General features: G+C 32.4%; 19 protein-coding genes, 1 tRNA gene and 1 other annotated feature. Of the genes, 1 reads left to right on the top strand and 19 read right to left on the bottom strand.

Annotated elements, in window-relative coordinates; translation table 11 throughout:
- Positions 1 to 20: 20 nt before the first annotated feature.
- The 7 genes from efp to miaA all read right to left on the bottom strand — a co-directional run bounded on the left by efp (position 21) and on the right by miaA (position 3,435).
- On the bottom strand, positions 21 to 584 hold the full coding sequence (gene efp / locus BHU33_RS01605) for an elongation factor P (RefSeq protein ID WP_056997626.1): 564 nt from the start codon (positions 582 to 584) through the stop codon (positions 21 to 23).
- Positions 585 to 701: 117 nt separating this feature from the next.
- Positions 702 to 998 carry a 50S ribosomal protein L27 gene (rpmA, locus tag BHU33_RS01600; protein WP_054646224.1) on the bottom strand — a complete coding sequence of 99 codons (297 nt, stop codon included), beginning with the start codon at positions 996 to 998 and terminating at the stop codon, positions 702 to 704.
- 29 nt (positions 999 to 1,027) lie between these two features.
- Complete coding sequence (locus BHU33_RS01595) at positions 1,028 to 1,348, bottom strand: ribosomal-processing cysteine protease Prp (RefSeq protein ID WP_054646225.1); 321 nt, start codon at positions 1,346 to 1,348, stop codon at positions 1,028 to 1,030.
- A gap of 5 nt (positions 1,349 to 1,353) precedes the next feature.
- The gene (gene rplU, locus BHU33_RS01590) at positions 1,354 to 1,662 is read right to left on the bottom strand and encodes a 50S ribosomal protein L21 (RefSeq protein ID WP_054646226.1); all 309 of its coding nucleotides are present in this window, start codon (positions 1,660 to 1,662) and stop codon (positions 1,354 to 1,356) included.
- Positions 1,663 to 1,681: 19 nt separating this feature from the next.
- Positions 1,682 to 1,755, bottom strand: a sequence feature (ribosomal protein L21 leader region).
- Between the two features lie 99 nt (positions 1,756 to 1,854).
- Positions 1,855 to 1,928 (bottom strand) — tRNA-Arg (locus tag BHU33_RS01585).
- 69 nt (positions 1,929 to 1,997) lie between these two features.
- A complete protein-coding gene (locus BHU33_RS01580; protein ID WP_054646227.1) occupies positions 1,998 to 2,522 on the bottom strand; it encodes a hypothetical protein in 525 nt (174 codons plus the stop codon).
- Entirely contained in the window at positions 2,497 to 3,435 is a 939-nt protein-coding gene (gene miaA / locus BHU33_RS01575; protein ID WP_054646228.1) for a tRNA (adenosine(37)-N6)-dimethylallyltransferase MiaA, read from the bottom strand. The genes BHU33_RS01580 and miaA overlap by 26 nt, the downstream gene beginning before the upstream one ends.
- A gap of 92 nt (positions 3,436 to 3,527) precedes the next feature.
- Between miaA and BHU33_RS01570 the strand changes: the two genes are divergently transcribed.
- Positions 3,528 to 3,704 (top strand): DUF3042 family protein, encoded by a 177-nt coding sequence (locus BHU33_RS01570; protein WP_065866225.1) that lies wholly within the window; start codon positions 3,528 to 3,530, stop codon positions 3,702 to 3,704.
- A 39-nt stretch (positions 3,705 to 3,743) separates the two neighbouring features.
- On the opposite strand, the gene BHU33_RS01565 is transcribed toward BHU33_RS01570, so the two are convergent.
- The 12 genes from BHU33_RS01565 to BHU33_RS01510 all read right to left on the bottom strand — a co-directional run bounded on the left by BHU33_RS01565 (position 3,744) and on the right by BHU33_RS01510 (position 14,526).
- A complete protein-coding gene (locus BHU33_RS01565) occupies positions 3,744 to 4,157 on the bottom strand; it encodes a rhodanese-like domain-containing protein (RefSeq protein ID WP_054646229.1) in 414 nt (137 codons plus the stop codon).
- 25 nt (positions 4,158 to 4,182) lie between these two features.
- A complete protein-coding gene (locus BHU33_RS01560) occupies positions 4,183 to 5,145 on the bottom strand; it encodes an ROK family glucokinase (protein WP_054646230.1) in 963 nt (320 codons plus the stop codon).
- On the bottom strand, positions 5,120 to 5,374 hold the full coding sequence (locus BHU33_RS01555) for a YqgQ family protein (RefSeq protein ID WP_054646231.1): 255 nt from the start codon (positions 5,372 to 5,374) through the stop codon (positions 5,120 to 5,122). The genes BHU33_RS01560 and BHU33_RS01555 overlap by 26 nt, the downstream gene beginning before the upstream one ends.
- A gap of 37 nt (positions 5,375 to 5,411) precedes the next feature.
- Positions 5,412 to 6,086, bottom strand: coding sequence for a rhomboid family intramembrane serine protease (locus BHU33_RS01550; protein ID WP_054646232.1), 675 nt, complete (start codon positions 6,084 to 6,086; stop codon positions 5,412 to 5,414).
- A gap of 2 nt (positions 6,087 to 6,088) precedes the next feature.
- Positions 6,089 to 6,628 (bottom strand): 5-formyltetrahydrofolate cyclo-ligase, encoded by a 540-nt coding sequence (locus BHU33_RS01545; RefSeq protein WP_054646233.1) that lies wholly within the window; start codon positions 6,626 to 6,628, stop codon positions 6,089 to 6,091.
- 50 nt (positions 6,629 to 6,678) lie between these two features.
- Positions 6,679 to 6,828: a 50S ribosomal protein L33 gene (gene rpmG / locus BHU33_RS01540; RefSeq protein ID WP_054646234.1), complete on the bottom strand. Its 150-nt coding sequence runs from the start codon at positions 6,826 to 6,828 to the stop codon at positions 6,679 to 6,681.
- A 118-nt stretch (positions 6,829 to 6,946) separates the two neighbouring features.
- Entirely contained in the window at positions 6,947 to 9,010 is a 2,064-nt protein-coding gene (locus tag BHU33_RS01535; protein ID WP_054646235.1) for a peptidoglycan D,D-transpeptidase FtsI family protein, read from the bottom strand.
- Positions 9,011 to 9,195: 185 nt separating this feature from the next.
- Positions 9,196 to 9,672 carry a transcription elongation factor GreA gene (gene greA / locus BHU33_RS01530; RefSeq protein ID WP_054646236.1) on the bottom strand — a complete coding sequence of 159 codons (477 nt, stop codon included), beginning with the start codon at positions 9,670 to 9,672 and terminating at the stop codon, positions 9,196 to 9,198.
- Between the two features lie 69 nt (positions 9,673 to 9,741).
- Entirely contained in the window at positions 9,742 to 10,401 is a 660-nt protein-coding gene (gene udk / locus BHU33_RS01525; RefSeq protein ID WP_056997627.1) for a uridine kinase, read from the bottom strand.
- A gap of 31 nt (positions 10,402 to 10,432) precedes the next feature.
- A complete protein-coding gene (pheT, locus tag BHU33_RS01520; protein ID WP_056997628.1) occupies positions 10,433 to 12,844 on the bottom strand; it encodes a phenylalanine--tRNA ligase subunit beta in 2,412 nt (803 codons plus the stop codon).
- Between the two features lie 15 nt (positions 12,845 to 12,859).
- Complete coding sequence (gene pheS, locus BHU33_RS01515; protein ID WP_054646238.1) at positions 12,860 to 13,897, bottom strand: phenylalanine--tRNA ligase subunit alpha; 1,038 nt, start codon at positions 13,895 to 13,897, stop codon at positions 12,860 to 12,862.
- Positions 13,898 to 14,178: 281 nt separating this feature from the next.
- Positions 14,179 to 14,526: a winged helix-turn-helix transcriptional regulator gene (locus BHU33_RS01510; RefSeq protein WP_054646239.1), complete on the bottom strand. Its 348-nt coding sequence runs from the start codon at positions 14,524 to 14,526 to the stop codon at positions 14,179 to 14,181.

The following is a 14,526-nucleotide window of genomic DNA, read 5'->3' as shown; positions in this document are numbered from 1 at the left end:
AAAATAAATTAAGATATTATCTATTTTTCACGTGAAATATACGTTCCATCGGTAGTATTAATAACTACTTTATCTCCTTGGTTAACGAAGAACGGAACTTGTAAAGTCACACCAGTTGACATCGTAGCTGGTTTTGAACCTCCTGAAGCTGTGTCACCTTTAATTCCTGGTTCAGTTTCAGCAACTTCAAGAGTAACAGTTTTGGGAATATCAATTCCAATCGTTTCACCCTTATATTGCATAATTTGAACTTCCATATTAGGTTGCATGTATTTCATTGCTTCTTCAGCTGCTTCACGGGGAATTGTAAGTTGTTCATAGGTATCAGTATCCATGAATACCAATCCATTACCGTCATCATACAAATATTGCATTTTCATCGTATTGATTTCAGCTTTTTCCATTTTTGCACCAGAACGGAAAGTCTTTTCCTGAACAGCACCAGTTCTTAAATTCTTTAATTTAGTTCTAACAAATGCTCCACCCTTACCAGGTTTAACGTGTTGGAAATCCAAGATCTTCCAAATAGCGTTATCAACTTCGATTGTTAATCCAGCTTTAAATTTTGCAGTAGAAATAGCCATAATAAAGCCTCCTATTAATTAACAGTAATCATATCAATCTTAACAGTTTCAAATCAAGTAAAACCACTAATTAAAAATAAAAAAAGAGACCCACGTTAAGCAAGCCTCAAATTTTATTTACTTATTTGCAGTTTCAGCTTCTGTATAAACAGAAACTTGACGTTTGTCTCTACCTAAACGTTCGAAACGAACGACTCCATCAACCAATGCGAATAAAGTATCATCTGAACCACGTTTAACGTTTTTTCCAGGATAGATATGAGTTCCACGTTGTCTGTAAATAATTGAACCAGCAGTAACTGAAGAACCATCAGCAGCCTTTGTTCCTAAACGACGACCTGCAGAATCACGACCGTTAGATGATGAACCACCTGTTTTATGGTGAGAGAAGAATTGTAAATCCATTTTAAGCATATGCAATACACCTCCATACTTATTTAAGTTTATTTAATTTGTACATAATCATTATATTGACTAGCAACATCACTAATACCATTTTTAAAGCTTTTCAATAATGCCTGTGCAATAACATTAGTTAAATCATTATCTTGAAGAGTGATGGCAAGATAACCACCATTTTTGCTATCTTGATCCACTAAAGGATTAATGTTAGCAACTTGTGACAATCCATTAACTGTAGTAATTGCTAGAGCAGAAACTGCTGCACAAACGATATCATGTCCATAATCTCCAGCATCGGCATGACCAGATAATTTAAATCCAGTCATAACTTGATCTTTATAATCAAATTTAACTTTAATCATGATGATTATGCATTAATCTTTTCAATTTTTACCTTAGTATATGGTTGACGATGTCCTTTTTTAGAACGAGCACCTTTTTTAGCTTTGTATCTAAAAATAGTAATCTTTTTGTTTTTACCTTGTTTTTCAACTGAACCTTCAACTGAAGCTCCATCAACTAATGGAGTTCCAACCTTAGGAGTGTCTCCACCGACAAAAACAACTTGATCAAATGTTACTTTGTCGCCTTGGTCACCATCTAATTTTTCAACGAAAATTGATTCACCTTCAGCAACTTTGTATTGTTTGCCACCTGTTTCAATAATTGCGTACATTTCAATGCACCTCCTCTTAATATATGCTTAGACTCGCCAGAGATAAGTGTCTTTTACGAACTTAAAACTTACACTGCGCGGTTGTAGCTGTGGAAGTCCACAAGTACAACAACAAAAGTATATCTAATAAAACTGTATAAGTCAAATAAAAAAGGAAACCTTCTTAAAAAATTAAGAGATTTCCTTTTTTAATGTCGCAGGAGCGATTCGAACGCTCGACCTACGGTTTAGAAGACCGTTGCTCTATCCAGCTGGGCTACTGCGACATAACCAATGCAACACTCATAATTATATTTAATTTTGATTAATAAGTCAATAACAAATTAAAATATATTTTAATTTAAAGCTTGATTTAGTTCTTCTTGAATTTTATTTAAAAATTCATCATTAATTTCACTAGTATTAAAACCTAAATCAACAATCCCCCATTTTAAGAATAATTTCCAAGCATGTTTTAAATAAGTTTTATTTTTTTCATAATAACCTTTTAAAAGCATATTTTTCAATGATAAATAAAGAGTCATAATTTGAGTTTGATCATCTTTTTTCAATGCTGATAATTTATCGAAAAATTCATCAGAAGCTTCCAAAGTATCGCTCCAGTTTAACAAATTAGCTAGTAGCAAAAAATCTTGTAATACTAATAAATAGTAATCTAATTTTCTTTGATGAGAACTTTGAGATACATTTCCTAATCCAATAACATCTAAACCACTAATTTTGGCCAAATCACTCAAATGAATATCTAAAGCCACTAAAATACTATTTATATGCTTATTATCTTGCCAAATGTTTTTCTTTTTTGCGTCAATTTGCCGGTATAAATTAATTGTTTTAGCACTCATTTCTGGTAAATTCATTTTTTCTCCAATCTTGAACTAATTTATTAATATTATTTATTTCTTCAGGATGCTCAACTAAGTTAAACCAATTAACATTCATTTTATTTCTAAACCAAGTTAGCTGACGTTTAGCATAATGTCGAGAATCTAACTTTATTTGTTCAATGGTTTGATTTAAATCACGTTCTCCAGAAAAATATTTAACAAACTCCCGATAACCAATTGCCTTACTAGCAGGATTTTCGATGCCACCATGAGTATATAACCAATGATTTTCTTCTAATAATCCATTTTTTACCATTTGATCAACTCTTAAATTAATTCGATTATATAATAATTTTCGATCACAATTTAAACCAATTAACAAAGCATCATATTGCAAACTTCCATTTTTTTGTTCAGAAAATTTTTTACCAGTAGTTTTATAAACTTCCAAAGCTCTAATCACCCGACGTGAATTTTCCGGTGGTATTTTTTCAGCTGACTTGGTATCTACAAGCTTTAATTCATTCCACAAATTAATTTTCCCAACTTTAGCTAATTTTTTTTCTAAGTCAGTCTTGATTTTCTTGTTTGAACTGTTTTCACCGCCCAAGGTAAGACCATTAATTAATGCTTGAACATAGTATCCTGTTCCCCCTACTATTATAGGCAAACCACCAGTTGCAGTAATTGAATTTATTAAAGTTTTAGCATCTTTTACAAATTCAGAAACCCCATATTGTTGATTTACATCTCTAACATCAATTAGATAATGCTTAATTCCTTCACGTTCAGAGCTTAAAACTTTTGCAGTGCCAATGTCAAGGTTTCGATAAACCTGCATTGAATCTCCTGAAATTATTTCTCCATTAAATTTTTGTGCTAATTTAATTGCTAAATCACTTTTACCTACTGCGGTTGGTCCAACAACTACTAAAATTTTTTTCATTTGTTACTTTCCTAACTTAATCTGAGTTTTGTTACTGGATATATTAACGTAAATAAAGCATAATAGACAAGTAATAACAAAGGAGGCTAATTATGCACAAATTTGGAAAAGGTTTCGCAACTGGGGTTGCCACAATGATTGGAATTACAGCTGGTGTTTTATTATCTTTTAAAAAAGCTGTCGTTGAACCAATTGAATCGCAAGAACAAAAAGCTGACGAAAACCGTAAAAAATCAATGAGAAAATCTGGATCATCACATCTAGGTTAATTAAATAAAAAATAAGAACTCTTCCGAGTTCTTATTTTTTTACTCTTTTTTAACCTTACCATCCCACTTTTGATATCCTTCATCCAAAATTGAAATGTCTTTAAATCCATGCTTATGAAGTAATTTAGCGGCTCTCATACTAAGAGATTTATTTTGATCATATAAATAGACTGGTAAGTCAGGTCTTAAATCTGTATAAAAGCTTTTAAATGTCGAATATGGCATATTTCTAGCACCAAGAATATGTCCATCTTTAAAATTATTTGATTCTCTCAAATCAACAACTTGAGCCTTACGCATACCTTTTTTGAATTCAGGTTCGGAAAGAAATTTAGCATACTTTTTTGCTCGAAAAATATTATAATATCGAATAATCGACCAAATACCAACTAAAATTGCAATTATCACTAAAGAAATTGTAATTGATTCTAAAATACTGGTTCCAATAACCACTTATATCCACTCCAATTATATTGTTTTATCTAAATTGTAATGCCATAGAAGCAGCACCAATAACACCAGCATCATTACCTAATTCAGCAAGTTTAATTTTAGTTGAGTCTCGAACTGAAGTAAAAGCATTTTGTTGGAAATATTTAGTGGTTGGTTGTAACAAGGTATTTCCGGCATTTGATACTCCACCACCAATAATGATACTAGCAGGATTAAGAGTATTACCTATATCAGATAATGCAAGACCTAGATAAAAGCAAACTTTATCAACAACTTGATTAGCTAAAATATCGCCATTATCAGCTAAGTAAAAAATCAACTTTGAAGTAATTTTTTCATCAGTCTGCTCTAATTCAGCTAATCTTGAAGTGCCATTAAATTCTTTTGCCATATCTCCAGCAACTCGGACGATCCCAGTAGCAGAAGCATACGTTTCAAGACATCCTTTTTTACCACATGTACATAAATATCCGTTTGGTTGTACAGCAATATGACCAATTTCACCTGCTCCACCATTAACACCATGTAATAATTTACCGTTGGCAATAACTCCACCACCAACACCAGTACCTAAGGTAACAAATACAACATCGTCTTCACTACTTCCAGCACCTTTCCAGTATTCACCTAAAGAAGCCACATTTGCATCATTATCAATTTCAAAAGGTAATCCTAAACCTTCTTGAATTTGTTTTCGAATTGGTTGTACTGTTTTCCACCCTAAATTATAAGCTTCCGTAACAGTCCCATTCTCTCTGTTAACAGCACCAGGCGTTCCCATTCCAATTCCAATAAAATCGTTTGTAGTTTTCCCTGAATCTTCAATGTGTTTACTGATTGATTTAACAATGTTTTCAACAATATGACTTCCATTATCACTAATATCAGTCAAAATTCTCCATTTATCTAAAACTTCTCCATCTTCATTTAGAAAAGCCATCTTAGTTGTTGTACCACCTAAATCAATTCCAATTAAATTTTTTGACATAATAAAGACCTCCAGTTTCATTATTTTCTTTTAACTTATTTTCTTCAATTCGATGTTCCCGGGTTAAGACCATTTTAGCTGCTAAAAACTCTTTGTCTGTAACTAATTGAGCTTCTCTAAGATGATCAAGCTCTAATGCCATTACTTCTATATCCCAAATACGTTTGCCAATATACACGTAAATCCCGAATTTTTTTAACAACTTTTGAACATCATATAATGTTTCCATAAGTATTATTCACCCTAAGTCATTATACTAACCTGTGTTAACGAATTATACCAATATAACACAAGACAATTATACCAATAATTAAAGCGTTTGCATAAAGAAAACTACATTTTTTATTTAAATTATTGAATCCTTTGATTCCAACTACAAAACTTATCATGAATCCACCTATTAAGCCACCAATGTGACCATAGATATTAATACCAGGAGCAAAAAGATCAAAAATTAAATTAATTATTATTAATAGCAAAAAAGTTTTAGCTGTTTGAGTAATAAATTCATTATCTTTCATGACACATGCCAGCATTAAAAATGAACCAAATAATCCAAATAAAGAAGTACTGCTTCCAGCAGACAAGCTATTTTCAAACGCAAAACTCATTAAATTACCACAAAATCCAGAAACCATAAAAATAATGAAATAACGGATATGTCCAAAAATATTTTCTAAAATTTTACCTACAAAATAAATTGATATTCCATCAATGATTAAATGTTGATATCCAATATGAACAAAAATTGGAGTTATTAATCTCCACCATTCACCTTGTTGAATCAAAATATTTGATTCAGCACCAAATTCTAATAAGACACTCGGATTAGTAGATCCTCCAGAAAAGGTCATTAAAATAAAATTAATAATCATAACTAATAATAATATCCAAGTTACTATTGGATATTTTGAACATTGTTCTATTATTTTTTTTACCAAAACTATGCTCCTACAAATATTTTTTGTACAGGAATATCAAATTTTTCTGAATCCCATATCATATCACCAAAAACCTGCTCTTTTTGTACTAAAGAAATAGTACTTCCAAAATAATCTTGTAGATAGCAATCGAAGTATCCACCACCATATCCGATTCGTTGACCCGTTGTAATACAAAAAGCAACACCAGGAATAAAAATTAAATCAATCTTATCTTTAGTTGCTTCAATACCATTAACTGGTTCCCAAATTCCAAATTTAGATTTTTTTAATTTAGTATGGGTGGTTAATCTATAAAAAATCATCTTTTTGTTTTTAAAAGTCTTTGGAATTACGATCTGTTTTCCTTCAGATAGAGCTTTAAAAATCAAAGGATAAGTTGGGATTTCATTATCTGTATTAAGAGTTAGAGCTATTACTTTAGCATTTCTCCATTCTGATGTATCAAAAACTTTTCGATACATCTTTAAAAACATTGTGGGAGTAATTTTTTTGTTTTTTAATTTCTCTAAAACAATTCGCCTTAATTCATTTTTTTTCATCAGTACCTTCAATTCCAATAAAAAAAGATTCTGGGCAACAGCCCAAAATCTTATTTTGTTTCACGATGTAATGTAACTTTTCTTTCACGAGGGCAATATTTATCTAATTCTAAACGATCGGGATTATTACGACGATTTTTAGAAGTTAAGTAATTGCGCTCGTGACATTCAGTACATTCTAAAGTAATGTGTACACGCATGTTAAATACCTCCAAACAATTTCTTTTTAACATCAACTATAACAAATATCAGTTTAACATCTTTTGGAAATAAATTCTACAAAATAACTAAATAAATGTTAAGTATTTATACTTGACGCTATTTGCTTGGCTTATTTTGAACATCTTTCCAATATGCTTTATAAATATTTTTAGCTAAATCCATATTATTACTTTCAGCATCAGTTGGAAGGTTTGGCATTGCAAGTGCAACGACTACTTGAGGATGGGTTGATGGCGCATATGAAGCTAAACTCAACGTAACAGTAGGCTTCCCATTATAAAATGTTTGGGCCGTTCCAGTTTTCGCAGATATTTCTGGTGAAATATCTGCCAGTGCTCCACCAGTTTTGTACTTATTATTACCATGAACTACTTTATATAATCCATCTTTAACAACGTTACGTTCGTCTTCCGTCATTGGAATCTCATTCAAAGCTTGTGGCATAATGGTTTCTTTAACCGCACCCAATTTTCCAGTTTTGCTATTCGTACCCCGAATATTCTGAACAACATGAGGTTTGAGTCGATATCCACCATTTGCAATGGTTGACATATATTGTGCAACTTGCATAGTAGTATATCCATCATAGTTTCCGTATGATTCATCAAGTGCTTTACCAATGTTTTCAAATCCACCCGGTCCTTTAATACCAGCTGATTCTCCCGGTAAATCAATTCCAGTTTTTATACCCAACCCAAATTGATTGAAATACCCACGTTCAATATCAAATATATTTGGGTTCATGTTCAATTGACCACCAGGAACATATTTAAACTTTGCTTCTTTCATGGCTAATTGCATCATATAAGAATTTGATGAAACTTCTAAGGCATCCGAAGCAGTAACGGGCATGTTTGCATTACCGGTTTTATTGAACCATGAACTTTTTGATGATCCACCATTTTTAATGGGTTCATCAGTCATCGTACTGTTAGTAGGAGTGATGACGTGGTCCATCAAAGCACCAGAAACAGTGGCTCCTTTAACCACAGATCCCATAGTAATAGCATTGTTGATATTTCCAATATCATTTTGAGTAACTTTATTAGTCTTAGGATCACGACTAACTCCAGCCATCCCAATTACAGCACCAGTATTTGGATTCATAGCTACTGCATAAGTCCCAGTAGCATTTCCACCAGGTTGAGCATCTTTAACTAATTTTTGAAGATCCTTTTGGAACTTAGCATTAATAGTTAATTGTAAATTGTCACCACGTTGTCCTGGATATTTTTTAACTTGTTTAACAATTTGATTATTACTATTTAATTTAACATCAGTCTGAGATTTTGAACCTTTCAATATTGGCTCGTATTCTTCTTCTAAATTACTTTGACCAACTGATTCGTCTTGTGAATATCCTTGAGCAAGTAATTGATTAACCCGATCTTCTGGCAAACCAACTTTATTTGATGAAACTGTTCCAGTAATTGATTGGAATCCTTTCCCATCAGGATAACTTCTCTTCCAACTAGTTCCAACTTGGACTCCAGGCATTTCACTCTGATGCTCACCAACTTCTGCAACTTCTTTATTAGAAACCCCACTATATTTAATATAAGTAGTTGATAATTGATACGCCCCACTCATTTCAGTATAAATAGTAGCAGCATTTTTCATTGAAGGTGTAATTTCAGCTACAGAACCATCTTTAAATTTTTTGATTTCAGATGATTGTAAAGCATCAGGAGATAAATTAGCCGCATTAGGTATCGATTTTGCAACCTGTTTTCTATTATTCGCATTTGCTAAATAATATTCAGCAATTTGCTTTTTAGTCAATTTTTTTGCTGGAACTTTAATAAAACTACTTAATTTAGTGGCAACTTGATACATTTCATCAGAAGTTATTCCTGGTCCCTTTGTATAAATAATGGCACGTTCTGATTTATTTCCTGCAATTTGTTTACCAGTTGAATCATAAATCATTCCCCGTTGTACGTTTCCATAAACCGTGGAATTATTGCTTTGATTAACGTTTGATTTAAAATAGTTACCCTGAATAATTTGTAAATCAGCTAACTTCCAGATTAAAACAGCAAATAAGACCCCAACAATTATGAAAATTAAATTTAAACGAAAAGGAATTTTACTTGTTCCGTTTTCCCGACTATTTGCTCGTGTTCTTTTTTTGAAAAATTTACCAAAGAAACTCCCCACAACAGTTACCCCTTAATAATAATTAAATTAAAACTTAGTGTTTTAATCACTATGAAACTATATTTTACAGTTACGTCCATTATTACATTATACACTTAGGACCACAATATTGAGGTCCAGAAAAAATTAATTTTAATAAAAAGTTGAATTTCATTGAATATTTCTCAATAAAATCCAACTTCTAATTATTTAACTGAAAGAATCTTTACATGCATAACACCATCGGGAATGTCAATATCTACTTCTTCACCAATTTTATGCCCTAATAATCCTTTAGCAATTGGAGAATCATTAGAAACTTTCCCACCAAGCGGATCAGCTTCAGCTGCACCAACAATCTGGTAAACTTCGGGTTCTTCGTCTGGTAATTCCTTAAATTCAACTGTTTTACCGACGCTAACCTCATCAGAAGCAGTTTCTTCTTCATCTACAACTTGAGCAAATTGAAGCATGTGCTCAACTGTATTGATTCTGCTTTCCAACAAAGCTTGTTCATTTTTTGCCGATTTGTATTCGGAATTTTCTGATAAATCACCATAACTTCTTGCAATTTTAATTTGTTCAATGACGTGAGGACGCTGGTTAGTCTTTAAATCTTCAAGTTCAACTTCTAACTTGTCTTTCCCGTCCTGAGTCATTGGATATACTTTTTCTTCTGACATTTTCACACCTCAATTATTTTATACACAATAGAATTTATCATGAAAAATTACCATTATCAAATAAAACGTTTAATAATTGACAACTGGATTATTATCTTCAGTTCCAAAAATAGCTTTGACTTTAGTAGCTAATAAATCAATTGCAACAGCATTTTCACCCCCGCGAGGGATAATAATATCTGCATAGCGTTTAGTCGGTTCTACAAATTGATGATACATTGGTCTGACAGTTGCCAAATATTGCTGAATAACGGAATCTAAACTCCTATCACGTTCTTTTGTATCACGTTGAATTCTACGAATTAAGCGAATGTCATCATCAGTATCAACAAATACTTTAATATCCATTAAATTCCGAAGTCGCTCATCATTTAAAGTTAAAATTCCCTCCAAAATAATAACATCCGTTGGTTCCTGCTTTTCAGTTTGTTTGCTTCTAGTAAAAGTAGTGTAATCATAAACTGGTTTTTCAATTGTTTTGTAAGCAAGCAAATCATTCAAATGTTCTACTAATAGATCATTATCAAATGCATTAGGATGATCATAATTTACGTTTTTCCTTTGCTCCATTGTCATATTAGTCTGATCATTATAATAAGAATCCTGTTGAATAATGCTAATTGAATGTCCTAAAAGACGTTGCAAAATTGCTTTACTAACCGTTGTTTTCCCACTACTAGAGCCGCCGGTTACTCCAATAATAACTGGGCGCTTATTTTTAGTTACCATTTATTTCTCCCATCGTGTTAAACATACAGTATTATCTAATTTCAACTTTTAGTTCTTCTTGCAAATATTTTTCAATTTTTTTAACTGCATTATTCACTACGTCGTCTTTCAGTGTTTCATTAGAATTTTCAAATGTTAATGAATATGCAAGAGATTTTTTACCATTTGGAACATGTTCTCCCTCATATACATCAAATAATGTAATATCTTTCAAAAAAGCCCCGCCACGGCGTTTAATAATTGCATAAATTTGTTCATTTGTAACTTGCTGATCAATTAACATTGCAATATCACGTTTAATGCTGGGATATGAACTTACAATTTGGTATTGTTGCTCTGTTTTATCGGCATTAATTAATTTATCTAAATCAAGCTCAAAAACGTAAGTTTGTTTAATTTTAAACTGACTAGCGATTGTAGGATGAACTTGCCCTACAAATCCAACTATTTCATCGCCTAGTTTAATCAATGCTGTTCTTCCTGGATGCATTTCTTTTATTTTATCATTTGGAACAAAACTAATTTGATCCTTTAAAGACAACGTTTCTAAGTATTTAGCCACAATTCCTTTTATTTCAAAAAAATCTACTTGCTCAGATTTTTTATTCCAAGTTGATGAAAATAATGATCCCGAAATGGCTCCAGCAATGTGCTCAACTTCAATTGGTCGAGAATCATTACTATTTCTAAAAAAGACTCTTCCTTGTTCATAAAATGGAACGTCTACCACTCCACGAGCTTGATTATACGCAATATCATCTAACAATCCAGAAATTAAATTCATTCGCAAAACAGAATGATCATTAGTCATCGGCCACTGTAAAATTGTTTCTTCACTTGGATTAATCATAAACATTTTAGCTTTGTCTGCATTAGTTAATGAATATGAAATTGCATGATTCAGCCCCATGCCTTGAAGCGTTTGACGAGATTTTTTGATTAATTTTTGTTTAGGAGTTAATCCACCTTCTGTTGTTGTTGTGATTGGTAGTGTACTTAGAATGTTATCATAGCCATAAATTCTGGCAACTTCTTCGTATAAATCAGCATCAATTTTAATATCCCAACATCTAGTTGGAATTGTTACTAATAATTTATCAGTTTGTTTTTCAATTCCAAAACCAAGTCGTTTAAAAATCGAAATAACGTCTGCTTCACTTAGAGAAGTTCCCAAAACATGATTAATTTTTGTAACTGTAATCGCAATTTTAACCGGATTTACTGTTTCCATACTGCCAGTTACAACATCCTTACTAGCAATTCCATTGGTGTTTTTTTGAATCATACCAGCAGCGTAGTTAAGTGCATTTTCCACGTTTCCCTTATCAACACCACGTTCAAACCTTTGAGAAGCATCCGTATGCAAAAGTTCTTTTTGTGCCATCTTACGTGTTAAAACCGGGTCAAAAACGCCAGCCTCTATAACAATATTTTTGGTTTTTGCAGTAACACTACTTTGCAATCCACCCATCAATCCAGCAAGTGCGACTGGCTTTTTTGCATCAGCAATAACAACGTCTACATCATCTAACTCATGTTCTTGATTGTCTAAAGTAGTTATTTTTTCGCCTTGTTTCGCTTTACGAACTTCCAAGTGATGATCAGTTATTTGATCTAAATCATAAGCATGTAATGGCTGTCCTAATTTCATCATAACAAAATTAGTTATGTCAACCACATTATTTATGGGCTTAATTCCTAAATTCCACAATTTGATTTGAAGCCAAAGTGGACTTGGTTTTACATCAACATTTTTAACAACCTTAAGTTGATAAATAGGAGCCAAAGATTCATTTGCTTCCGCTTTAATACTATCAGCACTAAATTCATCGCCTTTAGACGGTTCGCTAGTTTCATCAAAATCTACTTTTTGATCCAAAACAGCACCTAAATCATAGACTGCCCCTCTAAGACTTAACATATCACCACGATTAGGAGTCACATCTAAATCAATCAATGAATCGTTCATACCTAGATATGAATAAATTTCATCTCCAACTTTAGCATCATCAGGAAGAAAATAAATCCCATCTTTCCATTCATCAGGAACAATTTCTTTAGGAAAACCAATTTCATCTAAAGCACATAACATACCATTTGATTGAACCCCTCGCATTTTGGCTTTTTTTATTTTGATATTTCCACCAACACGGGCTCCGGGTAAAGCAACAATTACCTTTTTCCCTACTTCAACATTAGGTGCTCCACATACTATTTGTTGTGGTTCGTCATTTCCAACATCAACCTGACAAATATTTAAATGTCCTGCATCAGGATGTTTTTCAATCGATAAAATTTTACCAACTACTAATTTTTTTAAACCATCACTTCGTTTAAAAACAGAATCAACTTCTACTGAAGTTCTTTCAATTTTTTCTCCCAAATCTTCAGGAGAAAGATTTATTTTTAAATAATCACTAAGCCAATCATAAGACAATAACAATTTTATTCCTCCTTATTAGTCAAATTGAGTTAAGAATCTTAAATCATTAAGGTAGAAATCACGAATATCGTTAACTCCATATTTCAACATTGCAAAACGATCTGGACCTACTCCAAAAGCAAAACCACCATATTCTTGACTGTCAACGCCTGCCATTTTCAAAACATTGGGATGAACCATACCAGCCCCTAATACTTCAATCCAACCGGATCCTTTACAAACTTCACAACCTTTTCCTTCACAGTTCATGCAAGTTACATCTGCTTCTACTGAAGGTTCGGTAAATGGAAAATAACTAGGACGAACACGAACCTTGAATTTATCGCCAAATAATTTATGCGACATTACCTCTAAGGTTCCTTTTAAATCAGCCATCGTAATGTGCTTATCGATTACAATTCCCTCAACTTGATGAAATTGGTGTGAATGAGTTGGGTCATCTGTATCTCTTCTAAAAACAACTCCAGGAGAAATCATTTTTAATGGTCCTTTATTGAAATCATGCTGTTGTAAAGCACGAGCTTGCATAGGTGACGTGTGAGTGCGCATTAAAATTTCTTTAGTAATATAAAAAGTATCTTGCATATCGCGGGCTGGATGATTTTTAGGTAAATTCATCATTTCAAAATTATAATGTTCTTCTTCAACTTCTGGCCCGTTTAATACTTGATATCCCATTCCAATGAAAATGTCTTCAATTTCATCAATAACTTGTTGAATAACATGTGGATGACCCATAGGAATATTATTTCCTGGCAAAGTAACATCAATGGTTTCAGATGCTAGTTGTTTATTTAAAATTTCTCTTTCAAGTTGTGTTTGTTTTTCATTAATAGCATCCGTAAGTTCATCACGAACTTTATTAGCAAAACTTCCTACAATTGGTCTTTCCGCTACCGATAATTGTGATATCCCGCGTAAAGCTTTAGTAATAGGACCCTTTTTACCTAATAATTTAACTTTAATTTCGTTTAACGCCTTAGAATCTGACGCAGCTGTTACCTCTTGTAATCCAGTTTGTTTAATTGTTTCTAGATCTTCTTTTAAACTCATAATTACCTTCCTTTTTCCAAAAAAAAAGCCCTCCCTTAAAATAGGGACGAAGCTTCGCGTTACCACCCAAATTCACACTAAAAAATGCGCACTCTTAGATGGATAACGATCATCAATCGGACATTTTTAATTAATTATTTATGCCTACTTTCAAAAGCGAATTCGACTCCAATGATTAGTTTCAGCATTTCTAATCTCTCTGTTATTAAATCCACAGCCTACTACTTCTTTTGTCCACGTAGTTAATAAAACTATAAAACAAACATTTATAATGGTCAAGATTATTTATCTCCATCGCACCACTTGTCAGCCCATTTATGTACATCAGTCATAATTGGCGCCAATCCACGACCTTTTTCAGTTAATTCATACTTAATTAAAGTTGATTCGGGAGAAGTTTTTCGAACAACAATCTTCAATTTTTGCAGTTCTTTCAATCTTGCTGTTAATACTCGGTCACTACAGGTTTCATTTTTTTTTGCAATTTCACCAAAACGTAAAGAATCGCCAATTAACAATGACTCAATAATCATACCATTCCACTTTTTACCTAAAATACAAAAAGCTTCTTGAAACTTAGAACATAAGCATTCTGTCTCATCATCCTTGGAGGTTTGCCGTTTCATCAT

It is taken from the genome of Fructilactobacillus lindneri DSM 20690 = JCM 11027, assembly GCF_002907375.1.
In the GTDB taxonomy this organism is placed as follows: Bacteria; Bacillota; Bacilli; order Lactobacillales; family Lactobacillaceae; genus Fructilactobacillus; species Fructilactobacillus lindneri.
Note: the sequence above shows the minus strand (reverse complement) of the source record. Positions and strands in the feature narration are given on the sequence as shown.